The 15,504-nt window shown below is 48.4% G+C and carries 11 protein-coding genes and 1 tRNA gene; all 12 read left to right on the top strand.

Features of this window, described 5'->3' with window-relative positions; all coding sequences use genetic code 11:
• Positions 1–73 precede the first annotated feature (73 nt).
• Positions 74–517 (top strand): META domain-containing protein, encoded by a 444-nt coding sequence (locus tag Q4526_RS12300; protein ID WP_303609647.1) that lies wholly within the window; start codon positions 74–76, stop codon positions 515–517.
• Between the two features lie 37 nt (positions 518–554).
• Positions 555–2,240: an NAD-dependent malic enzyme gene (locus tag Q4526_RS12305; RefSeq protein WP_215977384.1), complete on the top strand. Its 1,686-nt coding sequence runs from the start codon at positions 555–557 to the stop codon at positions 2,238–2,240.
• A 33-nt stretch (positions 2,241–2,273) separates the two neighbouring features.
• A complete protein-coding gene (locus Q4526_RS16500) occupies positions 2,274–2,816 on the top strand; it encodes a helix-turn-helix domain-containing protein (protein WP_336623027.1) in 543 nt (180 codons plus the stop codon).
• Positions 2,817–2,833: 17 nt separating this feature from the next.
• Entirely contained in the window at positions 2,834–4,990 is a 2,157-nt protein-coding gene (gene fadB / locus Q4526_RS12315; RefSeq protein WP_215977386.1) for a fatty acid oxidation complex subunit alpha FadB, read from the top strand.
• A 1-nt stretch (position 4,991) separates the two neighbouring features.
• Positions 4,992–6,167 (top strand): acetyl-CoA C-acyltransferase FadA, encoded by a 1,176-nt coding sequence (fadA, locus tag Q4526_RS12320; protein WP_215977387.1) that lies wholly within the window; start codon positions 4,992–4,994, stop codon positions 6,165–6,167.
• 364 nt (positions 6,168–6,531) lie between these two features.
• Positions 6,532–6,616, top strand: a tRNA-Leu gene (locus tag Q4526_RS12325).
• A gap of 77 nt (positions 6,617–6,693) precedes the next feature.
• Positions 6,694–8,010 (top strand): trigger factor, encoded by a 1,317-nt coding sequence (gene tig, locus Q4526_RS12330; RefSeq protein WP_215977388.1) that lies wholly within the window; start codon positions 6,694–6,696, stop codon positions 8,008–8,010.
• Positions 8,011–8,180: 170 nt separating this feature from the next.
• Complete coding sequence (gene clpP, locus Q4526_RS12335; RefSeq protein WP_215977389.1) at positions 8,181–8,816, top strand: ATP-dependent Clp endopeptidase proteolytic subunit ClpP; 636 nt, start codon at positions 8,181–8,183, stop codon at positions 8,814–8,816.
• A 98-nt stretch (positions 8,817–8,914) separates the two neighbouring features.
• Entirely contained in the window at positions 8,915–10,213 is a 1,299-nt protein-coding gene (gene clpX, locus Q4526_RS12340) for an ATP-dependent Clp protease ATP-binding subunit ClpX (protein ID WP_215977390.1), read from the top strand.
• A 148-nt stretch (positions 10,214–10,361) separates the two neighbouring features.
• Positions 10,362–12,776 (top strand): endopeptidase La, encoded by a 2,415-nt coding sequence (gene lon / locus Q4526_RS12345; RefSeq protein ID WP_215977391.1) that lies wholly within the window; start codon positions 10,362–10,364, stop codon positions 12,774–12,776.
• A gap of 431 nt (positions 12,777–13,207) precedes the next feature.
• Positions 13,208–13,480 carry a nucleoid-associated protein HU-beta gene (gene hupB / locus Q4526_RS12350; RefSeq protein ID WP_215977392.1) on the top strand — a complete coding sequence of 91 codons (273 nt, stop codon included), beginning with the start codon at positions 13,208–13,210 and terminating at the stop codon, positions 13,478–13,480.
• 130 nt (positions 13,481–13,610) lie between these two features.
• Positions 13,611–15,473: a SurA N-terminal domain-containing protein gene (locus tag Q4526_RS12355; RefSeq protein ID WP_215977393.1), complete on the top strand. Its 1,863-nt coding sequence runs from the start codon at positions 13,611–13,613 to the stop codon at positions 15,471–15,473.
• The last annotated feature ends 31 nt before the right edge of the window (positions 15,474–15,504 follow it).

Below are 15,504 nucleotides of genomic sequence, written 5' to 3' on the forward strand. Positions count from 1 at the left end.
AAAACTGGCTAAGATCATACAAACAGTGAATGATCTGCCTGATTCGGCAAAGTGCTGATTAAAGGAGCGAATGATGTATCGTGGTATTGTTTTTCTAGCTTGCTTCATTTTGGCAAGCTGTCAGTTAATGGATTCTGGTTCAACCTCGGACGCTGGCCATACTGAAGCGGATTTAGCTGTACTTATTGCAGGCACTTGGCAGCTGGAGTCGGTTGGCGGCAACACAGTAAATCCTGACTTGCAGGCACATTTGGCCTTCAATTCGCCGTCTAAACTTGCTGGCAATAGTGGCTGTAATCAATTTGTTGGGCGTTATAGCATTGATGGCAACGTTTTGCAGATTGCCGACAATCTCGCCACCACTCGAAAGATGTGCCTGCCCGGTATCATGCAAATTGAACAACGATTATTACAGGCATTACAGGGTCAATGGCGGGTTGAAGTTGTCAATGACCAGCTCGTGTTTATCGATGAGCACGGCAAGCCCCAATTACAAGCACGTAAAGTAATCGAATAACACTTACGCGCGTTCATATTTAAAGACAGGTAAACTTGTGAATTCCAGACCTATTTATATTCCCTTTGCGGGCCCTGCATTGCTTGAGGCGCCTCTGCTTAATAAAGGCAGTGCGTTTAGCCGCCAAGAGCGCCAAGCATTTAATCTTGAGGGGCTATTGCCTTTTAGTATTGAAACCATTGAAGAGCAAAAAGCGCGGGCCTATGAGCAATTGTGCTCATTCAAAACAGATATTGATAAGCATATTTATTTACGCAATATTCAAGATACCAATGAAACACTGTATTTTCGCTTAGTTACCGAACATTTAAGCGAGATTATGCCGTTAATTTACACTCCTACTGTAGGTGAAGCCTGTCAGCTTTTCTCAAAAATTTATCGTCGTAAGCGGGGTCTTTTTGTCTCCTATCCAGACCGTCACCGGCTGGATGATATTTTACAAAATGCCACCAAACACAATGTGAAAGTCATTGTAGTCACTGATGGAGAGCGAATACTTGGCTTGGGCGATCAAGGGATTGGAGGTATGGGCATCCCTATTGGCAAACTTGCTCTGTATACTGCGTGCGGTGGTATTAGCCCGGCCTATACACTGCCTGTAGTTTTGGATGTGGGCTGCAATAATCGCGAGTTAATCAACGATCCAATGTACATGGGCTGGCGGCATGAACGAATCAGCGATGACGAGTACTACCAGTTCGTCGACCAGTTTATTCAGGCGGTTAAGGTGCGCTGGCCGAATGCATTGCTACAGTTTGAAGATTTCGCACAAAACCATGCAACACCTTTGCTGGAAAAATATCGCGACGATATTTGCTGTTTTAATGATGATGTTCAGGGTACAGCATCGGTAACGGTGGGGACCTTATTGGCGGCTTGTTTAACTAAAAAAGAAACGCTGGCTGAACAAACCTTTGTTTTTGCCGGAGCAGGGTCAGCCGGTTGTGGAATTGCTGACCAAGTTATTGCCGCCATGATTGAGTCGGGGGTTAGTGAAGAGCAGGCACATTCTCAGGTGTATCTGGTTAATCGTGACGGTTTACTAACCACGGGTTCACAAAATCTTTTGTCATTTCAGAAGCGGTTCTGTAAGCCTGAGTCTTTAATTAGTGAATGGTTGTTGGATAAGCCGGGTGTGGTTGGCTTGGCGGATGTGGTGCGTAATACAATGCCCACAGTCTTGGTAGGCGTGTCTGGTCAACCGGGCTTATTCAATAAAGCTCTTGTTGACAGTATGCAAGCTCATTGCGAGCGACCCATAATTTTACCTTTATCCAATCCAACATCTCGGGTTGAAGGTCAGCCGGTGGACATTCTGCGCTGGACGGGTGGTCGCGCTATTGTGGCAACCGGCAGTCCGTTTGCGCCGGTTGATATAGGCGGTCGTTTACACCCGATTGCCCAGTGCAACAACAGTTACATTTTTCCGGGGGTCGGCTTAGGTGTTTTGAGTGCCAAAGCAAACAAAATTACCGACAGTATGATGTTGGCGGCCTCTCGGGCTCTGGCCAAATTATCGCCCCTGGCGAATACAGGCGAGGGTCCGCTTTTGCCAGATTTAGAAGATATTCGCAGTGTGAGTAAAACCATTGCACTCGAGGTGTTTCGTCAGGCGGTATCCGATGGTGTTGCTATGTCGGTACCAGAAGAGCTGATGGTCACTAAAATTGAGAAGAATTTCTGGCACCCCAGTTACCGTGACTATCGTAGAACTTCATTTTAAACAGAGGTCGATATGGCAGTGACGCAGTCCGGTATTGCCCTGGGGTTAAAGTTAAAAGCAATTCGCGAGGGAAACGGATTCTCTCAACGCGAACTGGCTAAGCGGGCGGGTGTGACCAATAGCAGTATTTCCATGATTGAGCAGGGGCAGGTAAGCCCCAGTGTACAGTCGCTGGAAAAAGTTTTGTCCGGTATTCCTATGACGTTATCGCACTTCTTTGCTTGTGGTGAGAACCAGACTGAAGATGTATTTTATGGCGAGAACGATATGCAAAAGCATGATAAGCCCTATGGTTACATGCAAGTTCTAGCGGAAAAGTTAGTGGGGCGAAGCGTGACTTTTAAGCGATTGTATTTTCGCCCCGACTCCGGCACTGGAGATGCACCGTTAACAAGTTTTTTTGATCAAGCTGGCTGGATATTTTCCGGCAATATACTACTATCAGCAGGGTCAACTGTGCGTAAATTAACGGCGGGAGAGGGCTTTTATTTGCAGGCCTACACGCCTTTTCGCGCCTGTAATGAGTCGCTAACTGAGCCGGCTGAAATAATTGTCGCTTCTCAGGAGGGCGAGTAACCTACCCGAGGTTCCCTATGTATCAAGGCGAGCGCCTAAACCTTACTTTAGAAGATAATATTGCCACGCTGCGATTCGATGCCGCAGGTTGCAGCGTCAATACCTTTAATCGAGCCACTGTAAACGAGCTGGATTTAGCATTAACCAAACTAGAGCACTCCAACGCTCGAGGGTTAATTATTATCAGTGCTAAGTCTAGTTTTATGGTGGGCGCCGATGTTCATGAGTTTTCCCCCGTCTTTGCCAAAGGGGAGGCGGCTATCAGCAAGCATTTGGCGAAAAACATACAAAACTTTAATCGTCTAGAAGATTTACCTTTCCCCACCGTGGTGTGTTTGAACTCTTACACCCTAGGAGGGGGGCTGGAGTTCGCGCTGGCCTGCGATTTTCGCTTGGCCGATTCAACCCTGCGCATAGGCTTGCCTGAAACAAAGCTGGGCATTATTCCCGGGTGGAGTGGAACGGTACGTTTACCACGTATTGCTGGCGCCGGCACGGCCATCGATTGGATTTGCTCGGGTAAAGATCATAGTGCCAAGCAGGCACTAAAAGCGGGAGTCATTGACGCGATTATTGAGTCGGATAATTTTGTTGATGCCGCACACAAGGTGTTAAACGATATTGCCTGCGGCACACAAGATTATAACGCCCGTAGGCTGCGCAAAAAAAATCCGCTGTGTTTAAATGCTGTCGAGGCGGCTATGGCTTTTGAGTCTAGTAAAGGCGTCGTTATGGCTATCGCCGGTCCGCATTATCCAGCGCCAGTGGCTGCTATTAATGCCATGCAGGCCGCTTCAGACAAAGCGCGTGGTAAGGCACAAGAGATTGAGCTTAATGAATTTTTAAAAGTGGCGACGGGTAAGGTTGCACGCTCTTTGGTTAATTTATTTGTCAGCGATCAATTGCTGATGAAAAAAGCAAAAAAGTTGACAAGCACTGCCGCTGATATTAACCGTACTGCGGTGTTGGGCGCGGGTATTATGGGGGGTGGTATTGCCTACCAGGCGGCCTATAAAAAGAAACCTGTGGTATTGAAAGATATCGATGCAAAAGGCATTGAGATTGGCTTGCAAGAGGCGGCTAAATTGATGCAAAAACGCGTTGATAAGGGCCGAATGAGCAGTGCCGATATGGCTGCGGCTCTCAATCGGATTGATCCCACGCTGCATTATCAGGATGTGGGCCAGGCCAGTGTAATCATTGAGGCTGTGGTTGAGAATGCACAAATAAAAAAGAAAGTATTGCAGGAGGTCGAAGCGACTGTTTGCGACGGGGTAGTACTCACCTCCAACACCTCAACCATATCCATTACCGAGCTTGCTCGAGGCTTAAAAAATCCATCGGCCTTCTGTGGCATGCATTTTTTCAATCCAGTACATGCCATGCCTTTAGTTGAGGTAATCCGAGGGGAGCAAACCTCAGATCAAACACTGGCAACGGTGGTGTCCTTAGCCTTGTCGCTCGGTAAGAAACCGGTGGTGGTAAACGATTGTCCGGGCTTTCTGGTGAACCGAGTTTTATTTCCTTATTTTGCCGGTTTTGCGTTACTGGTACGCGATGGGGTGAATTATCAGCGTATTGATCGGGTTATGGAAAAATGGGGCTGGCCAATGGGACCTGCGTACCTGCTTGATGTGGTGGGTTTAGATACCGCCATTCACGCCGAAAAAGTGATGGCCGAAGGCTTCCCTGATCGCTTGTCTCGCAGCTACACCTCGGCAGTTGAAGCGTTGTATCAAGCCGGCAAGCTGGGGCAAAAGAATGGTTCAGGTTTCTATGCCTACACTTTGTCCAAAAAAGGCCGGCCAGAAAAAACCGTTAATCAAGCCGCCCTTGATTTGTTGGGTGATGAAGATGTCCGGGATATTAGCGATGAGCAGATAGTTATGCGCATGATGATCCCTATGGTAAACGAGCTGGCCCGTTGTTTGGACGAAAAAATCGTTGCCAGCGCGCAAGAGGCCGATATGGCCATGGTTTATGGAACGGGTTTTCCTGCGCACCGTGGCGGTGTGCTGCACTGGGTGGATGACTTTGGGGTAGATAAACTCACCCAAATTATGGAGTCTTATGCTGATCTCAGCCCACTTTATCAACCCTGTGGCTTTATCAGCAAACTTGCGGCAAAACAGGACACTTTTTATCCGCCGGTAGTACCTTTGGAGGAGTCGTAACGTGAATATTCACCCTCGAGATGCAGTTATTGTCGATTATGGCCGCAGCGCAATGGGACGTTCCAAAAACGGATGTTTTCGCCACGCTCGGGCGGATGACATCTCCGCTGAGCTCATAACCTCTGTATTACAACGCAACGCAGCGTTAGATCCGGCCTCGATTGACGATTTTATTTGGGGCTGCGTTCTGCAACGCGAAGAGCAAGCGTTTAACATTGCGCGCAATAGTTGGTTGTTGGCAGGTTTGCCGACTAATGTGCCGGCGCAAACAGTCAATCGATTGTGTGGCTCGTCTATGGCGGCGCTGCACAGTGCCGCGGCCAATATTCAGGCCGGTTTAGGGGATGCTTACTTAGTTGGCGGGGTAGAGCATTTAGGGCATTTACCTATGTACGATGCGATAGACCCCAACCCGAAATTAGGCCTGTACGCGGCCAAAGCGGCGGGAAATATGGGGGTTACCGCGGAATATCTGGCGCGCCTACACGGCATCGCTCGCGAGCAAATGGATGAATTCTCTCTGCGCTCACACCAACTGGCAGCAAACGCGCGGGATCAGGGGAAGTTTGGACGGGAGATTGTTCCGGTGGCCGGGCACGATGATAGCGGTGTGCCGATCATGGTGGCGGTGGACGAAACCATTCGAGAAGACACCACACTTGAGGGGTTGGCAGGGTTAAGGCCTGTGTTCGACCCCAAAAACGGTGCGGTTACGGCGGGTTCATCCTCGCAATTATCCGATGGGGCCTCAGCGATGCTGGTGCTCTCGGCTGAGCGGGCGCAAGCCTTGGGGCTTGTCCCCATTGCTCGGGTAGTGTCTATGGCAGTAGCGGGTGTTGACCCATCAATTATGGGGTACGGACCTGTGCCCTCTACGCAAAAAGCCTTAAGTAAGGCGAACCTGGATATCGACGATATTGAGTGTGTGGAGCTCAATGAGGCCTTTGCCGCGCAAGCTCTACCAGTGCTAAAAGATTTGAAGTTGCTCGACACCATGGATGAAAGAGTCAATTTGCACGGTGGGGCGATCGCTTTAGGGCATCCCTTTGGTTGCTCGGGAACACGCATTACCGGTTCGCTATTAACGGTTATGGAGCAAAAGGGGGCAACCCTTGGTCTGGCAACCATGTGTATTGGCTTGGGGCAGGGCATTAGCACCATTATTGAGCGCTATTAACTCTTGTTGATAGGGCCTAATAATCTCTTTATACCCGCCGAGGCTAAAAAACAGCACAGGCTTTACCTATTCGGCGCGGCTGTAAAACGCCGATTTTTTGTTTGGTTGACGCTGCCTGCGTTTTTTTTGTGAGCAATTCCACCAAATAGTTTACCCGGATCATGCTGGCAGGCTCTGTTCTGTCTCAAAATTGATCAATTAACGGTATTCTTGCTGCTATTTTCAATAATTCTTAAAGGAGTTGTTGAACCCTTTGGTGGAGTGTGGCAAAATCTGCACCCTTCTCGCATCCGTCATCTTGATTGATTGGAAAATCGTTTAAAAATCAAGGGTTTGAGGTGGGTGTGTGAGCCTGAAAAGGCACGCGGTCGTGGTGGAATTGGTAGACACGCCAGATTTAGGTTCTGGTGCCGCAAGGTGTGAGAGTTCAAGTCTCTCCGACCGCACCATTATAAGCGAAGGCGTTGTTAATGATAATGACGCTTCAAACGATGCACTAAGCATTGATGTATTTCACGAGGACACTATGCAGGTTTCAATCGAATCGACTTCTGGCTTAGAGCGTCGCCTGACCATCGGCGTACCCGCTGATACTGTGGAAGGCGAAATTGAAAAGCGCTTAAAAGAAGCTGCTAAAAACATCCGCTTGAACGGCTTCCGTAAAGGCAAAGTGCCGATGAAAGTGGTTAAGCAGCGCTACGGTGCCGGTGTTCGTCAGGAAGTTGTGGGTGAAGTAATCAGCCGTTCTTTCTACGAAGCGGCTCGTAAAGAAGACGTTAAACCTGCCGGTCAACCAAGTATCCAGCCTAAAGAAATGAGTGAAGGTAAGGATCTTGAATTTGTCGCGACCTTTGAAGTCTACCCTGAAGTAGCACTTAAGGATGTTGACGGTTTTAAAGTGACCCGTTACAGCGCCGATATTACCGACCAAGATGTCGATAATATGATTGAAGTTTTACGCACTCAGGCCGCCACCTGGGAAGAAGTAGACCGTGCTGCGAAAGAGGGAGATCAGGTAAATATTGATTTTACCGGTACTAAAGATGGCGAAGAATTTGACGGTGGTAAAGCCTCCGGTCATAACTTAACACTCGGTTCGAACTCTATGATCCCGGGTTTTGAGGATGGTATTGTTGGCATGAAAGCCGGTGAGGAGAAAACCATCAAGGTTACCTTCCCGGACGATTACCAAGCTGAAGAGCTAAAAGGTGCCGATGCTGAATTTTTGATTAAAGTGAATACTGTTTCAGAGCAGCAGTTACCTGAGCTGAAAAAGCCTTTTTTCCAGCAGTACGGTTTAGAGAAGGGCGGTATTAAAGCTTTCCAGAAAGAAGTGAAAGCCAATATGGAGCGCGAGTTGAAAAATGCGCTTAAATCTAAGGTTAAGTCTCAGGTGATGGATCAGTTGATCGAGTCGCATGAGGTTGAGCTGCCAAAAGCGCTTGTTGCCAATGAGGTCAACGTTCTGCGCAATCAAATGATGCAGCGTTTTGGTCAGCAGCCCAAGGGTTTTGATGCCAAGTCACTCCTGCCGGACACCATGTTCGAAGAAGACGCCAAGCGTCGCGTCTCTTTAGGTTTGATTGTGGGTGAGGTGGTTAAAGACGCCAAATTACAGGCCGATCCAAAATCTGTGAAGAAAATGGTAGAAGAGATCGCCACTACTTACGAAGATCCGCAAGAAGTTATTGACTATTACTACGGTCAGCGTGAGCTTTTAGCCGGTGTAGAGTCAGCTGTTTTGGAAGATCAAGTTGTGGAGCATATTCTCGCCAAGGCCGAAGTGAGCGAAGAAACCTCGACCTATGATGAAATTATGCAGCCTCAAAAGGCTGAAAAATAACGCTTTTTGAATAAAAATGCCGCGAAACGCTCGTTTCGCGGCCACTTCTCTTACCTTTTTGTTGTCACCTCTGGCCAATCCTTTCATCTCAGGTTAAGCTCCTTCTTAATAAGTAGTCCGAAATCGATCGGATTGTATTTTGAATGTTTTAGAAAAGGGTGTGTAACCAAATGTCCTATCAGTTAGAAGATCGCAATTCGCTGGAAGTATCCGCAAGTGGCCTGGTGCCAATGGTGGTAGAGCAAACCGCTCGTGGAGAGCGTTCGTACGATATTTACTCCCGGCTGTTGAAGGAGCGCGTGATTTTTCTCACCGGACAGGTTGAAGACCATATGGCCAATCTGGTGGTGGCGCAATTACTGTTTTTGGAAGCCGAGAATCCAGATAAAGACATTCACTTGTATATCAACTCTCCCGGCGGGTCAGTAACAGCAGGGATGTCCATTTACGACACTATGCAGTTTATTAAGCCCGATGTGAGCACCATGTGTATGGGGCAAGCTTGTTCTATGGGGGCTTTCCTGCTGGCATCAGGGGCAGCGGGTAAGCGCCACTGCTTGCCTAACTCGCGAGTCATGATTCATCAGCCTAGTGGCGGTGCCCAGGGGCAGGCTTCCGATATCAACATTCACGCTCAAGAAATTCTGAAAATTCGCCGTCGTCTGAACGATCTGCTGGCTTCTCATACCGGTCAGACACTGGAGCAAGTCGAACTGGATACTGAGCGTGATAAGTTTATGTCGGCGGAAGAGTCCAAAGAGTATGGAATTGTCGATTCTGTGGTACAGATACGCTCAGAATCCTAAGATATCATCAGTTGTGCCTTATGCAGAGCGCCATAGGGCTTGAAAAATTGAGTTAAAGGGGTCATCTTTAACTCTGAGAGAAGAATTGGGAGTGGGTAATGACCGATCACACCGGAGACAACGGCGACAAAAACGGCAAGCTCTTATATTGCTCGTTTTGTGGTAAAAGCCAGCACGAGGTGCGCAAACTAATTGCGGGCCCCTCGGTGTTTATTTGCGATGAATGTGTCGATCTTTGCAATGACATCATCCGTGAAGAAATACAGGAAAGCACGACTGAGGGACAGTCCGACAAGCTGCCAGTGCCAGCCGAAATTTCGGCGATTCTGGATGAATACGTTATTGGTCAAAAAAGAGCCAAAAAGGTATTGGCGGTCGCTGTCTACAACCACTACAAGCGGTTGCGGGTAGGTAGCAAGACTAAAGATAAGGACGCCGTTGAGCTGGGTAAAAGTAATATTCTGTTGGTCGGCCCCACAGGCAGTGGTAAAACATTGCTGGCGGAGACTTTAGCCCGCCTTCTCAATGTGCCTTTTACCATTGCTGACGCCACCACATTAACCGAAGCCGGTTATGTGGGGGAAGATGTAGAAAACATCATTCAGAAACTCCTGCAAAAGTGCGACTACGATGTCGAAAAGGCGCAGCAAGGTATTGTTTATATTGATGAAATTGACAAGATTTCCCGTAAGTCTGACAACCCCTCTATCACTCGCGATGTGTCGGGTGAGGGCGTACAGCAAGCGCTGCTTAAGCTGATTGAAGGTACGGTGGCATCCGTGCCGCCTCAAGGTGGACGCAAACACCCGCAGCAAGAGTTTTTGCAGGTCGATACCAAGAACATTTTATTCGTTTGTGGTGGCGCTTTCGCTGGCCTAGATAAAGTGATTCGTGAGCGTTCCGAAAAAGGCGGCATTGGGTTCTCTGCCCAAGTGAAGAGTAAGGCTGAAGATAAAAGCTTTGGCGACACCCTACACGAGCTTGAGCCTGAAGATTTAGTGCGTTATGGGTTAATTCCTGAGTTCGTGGGCCGTTTGCCGGTCATCGCGACCTTAGATGAGCTCGATCGTGAGGCGTTGGTTGAGATTCTGGCCGAGCCTAAAAATGCCATAACCAAGCAATATCAGCGTCTGTTTGAAATGGAAGGGGTTGAGCTGGATTTCCGTCGCGATGCTCTTGAGGCGGTGGCCCAAAAAGCCATGGATCGCAAGACTGGAGCGAGGGGGTTACGCTCGATTATGGAATCTATGTTGTTAGATACCATGTATCAGATTCCCTCCGAGGAAGATGTCAAAAAAGTGGTGGTGGACGAAACCGTCGTCAAAGGTGAGTCTGATCCTATTCTGGTTTATGAAACACCAGAGCCCGCTCCAGCCAAGGTGGCGAAAGAGGATTGATCGAATAATCTTCAGCTGTAACAAAAAAGGGTGCTTCTGGCACCCTTTTTGCGTTTTTTACTATGACTATCTTGTAATTGGCGAAGACAGTCCCCACCCTTATAGTAACCGGTGGCTTTTTGCCACCACGGCCTGAGAGGGGTCAAACATGCATCAAGATGAGCAAGATTCAATGAATACCGATTTACCGCTTCTGCCGTTGCGCGACGTTGTCGTGTACCCACATATGGTTATTCCTCTGTTTGTTGGGCGACAAAAATCCATAGAGGCGCTGGAAAGTGCTATGCGTGCCGATAAGCAAATCGTGTTGGTCGCTCAGAAAAACCCAGCAGACGATGACCCTAAGGCCGATGACTTATACGATGTTGGTACCCTTGCCAGTATTCTGCAATTGTTAAAGCTGCCCGATGGAACCGTTAAGGTTCTGGTTGAAGGTGGCGAGCGTGTTTTTATTGAGAGTTCAGAAGAAGTCGAGGGGCATCTGCGAGTTGCGGTTCGGGTTTTTGAAGAAGAGTCGATTGATGCAGAAGAAGCTGAGGCTTTGGTTAAAGCTGCGCGCGATCAATTTGAGCACTATGTCAGCTTGTCACGTAAAGTGGCCTCAGAGGTTATGAGTTCTCTCAGTGGTATTGATGAGCCTGGCCGACTGGCTGATACCATCGCTGCGCATATGACGCTGGAGCTGGATCAAAAGCAAGCGGTGCTGGAGTTAACCGGAATTCGTGAAAGAATTGAAACCTTGCTGGGGCTTATGGATGGCCAGATGGATCTACTGCAGGTTGAGAAAAAAATTCGCGGCCGGGTCAAAAAGCAAATGGAAAAAAGCCAGCGCGAGTACTATCTGAATGAGCAAATGAAAGCGATTCAGAAAGAACTAGGCGATATGGGAGAGGAGGTCAACGAGGTTGATGAACTCGAACAAAAGATTGCCGATAGCGGTATGCCCGATGAAGCCCTAGAGAAAACCCGTGCTGAACTGGCCAAATTGAAAATGATGTCGCCTATGTCGGCGGAGGCCTCAGTGTTAAGGGCCTATATCGACTGGATGATTAAGGTGCCTTGGAAAAATCGCAGCAAAGTTCGCCACGATTTGGAACGCGCCGAAAAGGTTCTGGAGAAGGATCACTACGGTCTGGAGGAAGTGAAAGAGCGTATTTTGGAATACCTCGCTGTACAAAAACGCGTGAAAAAAATTAAAGGTCCGATTTTGTGTCTGGTCGGGCCTCCAGGGGTTGGTAAAACCTCTTTGGGCGAATCCATAGCGCGAGCCACTAACCGCAAATTTATCCGTATGGCTCTCGGTGGGGTGCGCGATGAGGCCGAAATTCGTGGCCACCGCCGCACTTATATCGGCTCTTTGCCGGGTAAATTGGTGCAAAAAATGGCTAAGGTCGGAGTCAGGAACCCACTGTTTCTACTCGACGAAGTCGATAAAATGGGTATGGATAATCGTGGTGATCCAGCAAGTGCGCTGTTGGAGGTGCTCGACCCAGAGCAAAATAACCACTTCAACGATCACTACCTTGAGGTTGATTACGATCTGTCCGATGTCATGTTTGTCTGTACGTCGAACTCCATGAACATTCCAGGCCCACTGCTGGATCGTATGGAAGTGATTCGGATTCCGGGCTATACCGAGGCGGAAAAGGTCAATATTGCACGCAAGTACCTTATTCCCAAGCAAATTAAGGCCAATGGACTAAAGCCCTCCGAGCTCAGTGTGGCCGATGAGGCCATTCAGGATATTATCCGTTATTACAGCAAAGAGGCGGGTGTGCGAGGGTTGGACCGCGAGATCGCCAAGTTAGCCCGCAAAATTGTAACCAAGCATACACGTAATAAAACCACGGCTGCGGATCATATCGGCCCTGAAAATCTAGAAGAGTTGCTTGGTGTACGCAAGTTCGATTTTGGTCGCGCCGAGGCCGACGATCAGGTGGGGCAGGTGACAGGCTTGGCTTGGACTCAGGTTGGTGGAGAGCTGTTAACCATCGAGGCTACGGCGGTGCAAGGTAAGGGGCGGATCGTTAAAACGGGCTCTTTAGGCGATGTTATGCAAGAATCCATACAAGCCGCTCTTACCGTTGTTCGCTCACGGGCTCAGGTGTTGGGGATAGCGCCCGATTACCATGAGAAGGTCGATCTGCATATTCATGTGCCAGAGGGGGCGACCCCTAAAGATGGCCCCAGTGCCGGTGTTGCTATGTGCACGACATTGGTATCGGTGTTGACCGGTATTCCAGTTAAAGCTGAGGTGGCAATGACGGGTGAAATCACCTTGCGCGGGGAAGTGTTGAAAATTGGCGGTCTAAAAGAGAAGCTGTTAGCTGCTCATCGCGGCGGCATTAAAACGGTCTTAATTCCGCACGATAACGAGCGTGATCTCAAGGAAATCCCGGATAACATTAAAGCCGATCTGGACATACGTCCGGTCAGGTGGATTGATGATGTGTTGCAGGTAGCCTTACAGCATACTCCTAAGCCTCTGTCCGATGAAGAGTTTAAGGCTATGGAAAAGGCCGCTAAATCTGATTCGGCTGGGTCCAGGATTAATACCCACTAGTCATCATGGCTATTTTTGCGTTGGGTGGGCAGGCTTGCAGCATCGCTTGTTTAGCCCACCCAGCTCGATGTTGACGTAAAGGTGTTCTTTGCTGGGGCGCTACTGGACGATGGGTCCAGCATAAAAAGGTTGACATTCGGTTTATTTGGCTATTTATTTCCGGCGAAAATGTTACCCAATGTGTTACTTTATTGCGGTCAATTGTTGCGGTCTTGGCTTGAGTTGTATAAAACCTATCCAAAATACAAACCAATTCAGTATTTACCTACGCCAGCCTTGACCCGCATCCACCCACTTGGTATAAATCGCAGTTCAATAGTGAGTGGTGGTGCTGGACCTCACCGTGTTACTCGTTGATAGCACCGAGTCAATAAAAAACACTGCACAAATATAAAACGTGTTCTGGAAAATCTATTTTTAAGGGGTTAAACGTGAACAAAACTGAGCTGATCGAAGCCATTGCCGCATCTGCGGATATTTCTAAAGCTGCTGCTGGCCGTGCACTGGATGCCGTTGTCGACGGCGTTACCGATTCTTTGAAAAAGGGAGACCAAGTGGTTTTGGTCGGTTTTGGTACTTTTTCTGTTAAAGAGCGTGCCGCCCGCACTGGTCGTAATCCACAAACAGGCGCTGAAATTCAAATTGCAGCGGCTAATGTACCAAGCTTCAAAGCTGGCAAGGCATTGAAAGACGCCGTAAACTAAGTCAGTCAAGCTTAGCAGTGAGTCATCGCTGGCTTACCCCATGCGATGAATATAAGGCGCATCCCAGATGCGCCTTTTTTATGATAATCAATTAGCAAAGCGATCCAATTTCTGGTTGCAGGAGCCAAACATGTTGCAATCCATGCGGGACAATTCCAAAGGACTTGTTGCCGGTATTTTAGTGGGCCTGTTGGTCATAGTTTTTGCGCTCTCCGGTGCTGAGGCGCTGTTTTCAAGTCGCAATCAAACGCAAGTGGCGGCGACCATCAATGGGGATGAAGTCTCTGAGACCGATGTTGCTAGAGCCATTGAGCGGCAGCGTGCGCAGATGAGAAATCGTTTTGGTGATGCAGTGCCAGAAGACTTTCTCAGCGATGAAAACTTACGTGGCGAAGCAATGGATCGTCTGATCGAGCGCACGTTGTTGGCTCAGTTTGTCCGTGATAGTGATATGACCATCGCTCCTCAACAAATTGACAATAGATTGATTTCTGATCCAACGTTTCAAGATGCATCTGGTCAATTTGACCCAGAAGCGTATCGAATGTTGCTCGCTCGCTCTGCTTATACCCCCACCAGTTATCGCGCAGAATTAACCCGTGACCTATCCATTAGTCAGTTAGTTACGGGGCTTACACAATCTAATTTTGCCACCGAAGGGGAAGTGACTTATGTGGCGGAGCTAAACAATCAACTGCGCAGTTTTGATTTCTTAACTCTGAGCGCTGAATCATTACTCGAAGAGATTGAGCTCGAAGAGCAAGCGATAAGCTCATACTATGAAAGCAACAGTCAAGATTACGCTGTGCCTGAAAAAGTGGCGGTAGAATATATTGAATTGAGTATTGCCAACTTAATGCAAGATATCGAAATCTCTGAGGAGTTGATTCGCAGTCAATACGAAGAAAACGTCGATAATTTCACGCCTACTATTGAGCGTCATGTTGCTCATATTTTAATCGAAGAGCCGACAGATGAGAAGATTCAGCAAGTTCAATCGGCGATTGATAGCGGCCGAGACTTCAGCGAAATAGCCACTGAGTTTTCTGATGATTTGGGCTCTAAAGATTTGGGTGGGGATCTCGGGATCACCAATGCCGATGCATTCCCTGACACTTTTGAAGAAGCATTGGCTGAACTTTCTGAAGGCGAGGTGTCGGGGCCGGTAGAAACCGACAGCGGCACGCACTTTATAAAATTGATTTCCATCGATGGAGATAAAGCCGCCCCCTTTGCTGAGCAAAAAGATCAAATTGCCCAAGAGTTGCAGCGTGTTCGAGCCGAGGAGCAGTTTGTCGAACTATCAATTCGTTTGGAAGATTTATCGTACAATGCCCAAAGCTTGGAAGATGTAGGTCAAGAGCTGGAGCTGGATGTTGTTACTACAGAGCCTTTTAGTCGCGATGGCGGGGCGGGCATTGCCAGCTCTGGAGCTGTAGTGCGTGCTGCCTTCGATGAAGAAGTGCTTGAGTATGGAAATGCTAGTGAGTTGCTTGAGTTGGCTCCAGACAGAGTTGTGGTGATCAAAAAAGTCGATCACCAACCTAGTTTTGTGCAGCCGTTGGCAGAGGTTCGAGAGGAAATCGTCGCCCAGCTTAAACAAGAGCAAGCCATGGCTTTATTGTCTGAGCGTGGCAGCTCTATCGTTGAACAGCTGCGTTCAGGCTCTGATATAGAGTCTTTGGCCGAGCAAGAGGGGTTAGAGTTCCAGCAGGCAAGTTTGATACAGCGCAGTGATTTGGATCAGCCTCGTCGAGTGGTTGAATTTGCTTTCTCATTGCCACTGCCTGAGGATGATGCGACTAAAGTGTCAGCCGGTAAAGGCTTGGCGGGCGAATATATTATTGTTCAACTTACTGACGTTGACACCCCAGAGGGTGAGTTAGACGCAGAGCAAAAAAGTGCTTTAGGGCAAGCGTTAAGCAGTATGTATGGTGCGGTTGATTTTGAGTCGATGAGCGGTTATTTACGTGAGTCGGCTGAAATCGAGTAAGCCATTGTAAGCATGCGATGAACAGCGCCGG

The organism is Gilvimarinus sp. 2_MG-2023, from assembly GCF_030547685.1.
Classification (GTDB): domain Bacteria; phylum Pseudomonadota; class Gammaproteobacteria; order Pseudomonadales; family Cellvibrionaceae; genus Gilvimarinus.

What these genes read in the sequence shown, in the direction of transcription:
- fadB (WP_215977386.1), top strand. Translation starts at nt 2,834, where the DNA reads ATGTATCAAGGCGAGCGCCTAAACCTTACTTTAGAAGATAATATTGCC.
- tig (WP_215977388.1), top strand. Translation starts at nt 6,694, where the DNA reads ATGCAGGTTTCAATCGAATCGACTTCTGGCTTAGAGCGTCGCCTGACC.
- Q4526_RS12355 (WP_215977393.1), top strand. Translation starts at nt 13,611, where the DNA reads ATGTTGCAATCCATGCGGGACAATTCCAAAGGACTTGTTGCCGGTATT.
- lon (WP_215977391.1), top strand. Translation starts at nt 10,362, where the DNA reads ATGCATCAAGATGAGCAAGATTCAATGAATACCGATTTACCGCTTCTG.
- clpX (WP_215977390.1), top strand. Translation starts at nt 8,915, where the DNA reads ATGACCGATCACACCGGAGACAACGGCGACAAAAACGGCAAGCTCTTA.
- clpP (WP_215977389.1), top strand. Translation starts at nt 8,181, where the DNA reads ATGTCCTATCAGTTAGAAGATCGCAATTCGCTGGAAGTATCCGCAAGT.
- Q4526_RS12300 (WP_303609647.1), top strand. Translation starts at nt 74, where the DNA reads ATGTATCGTGGTATTGTTTTTCTAGCTTGCTTCATTTTGGCAAGCTGT.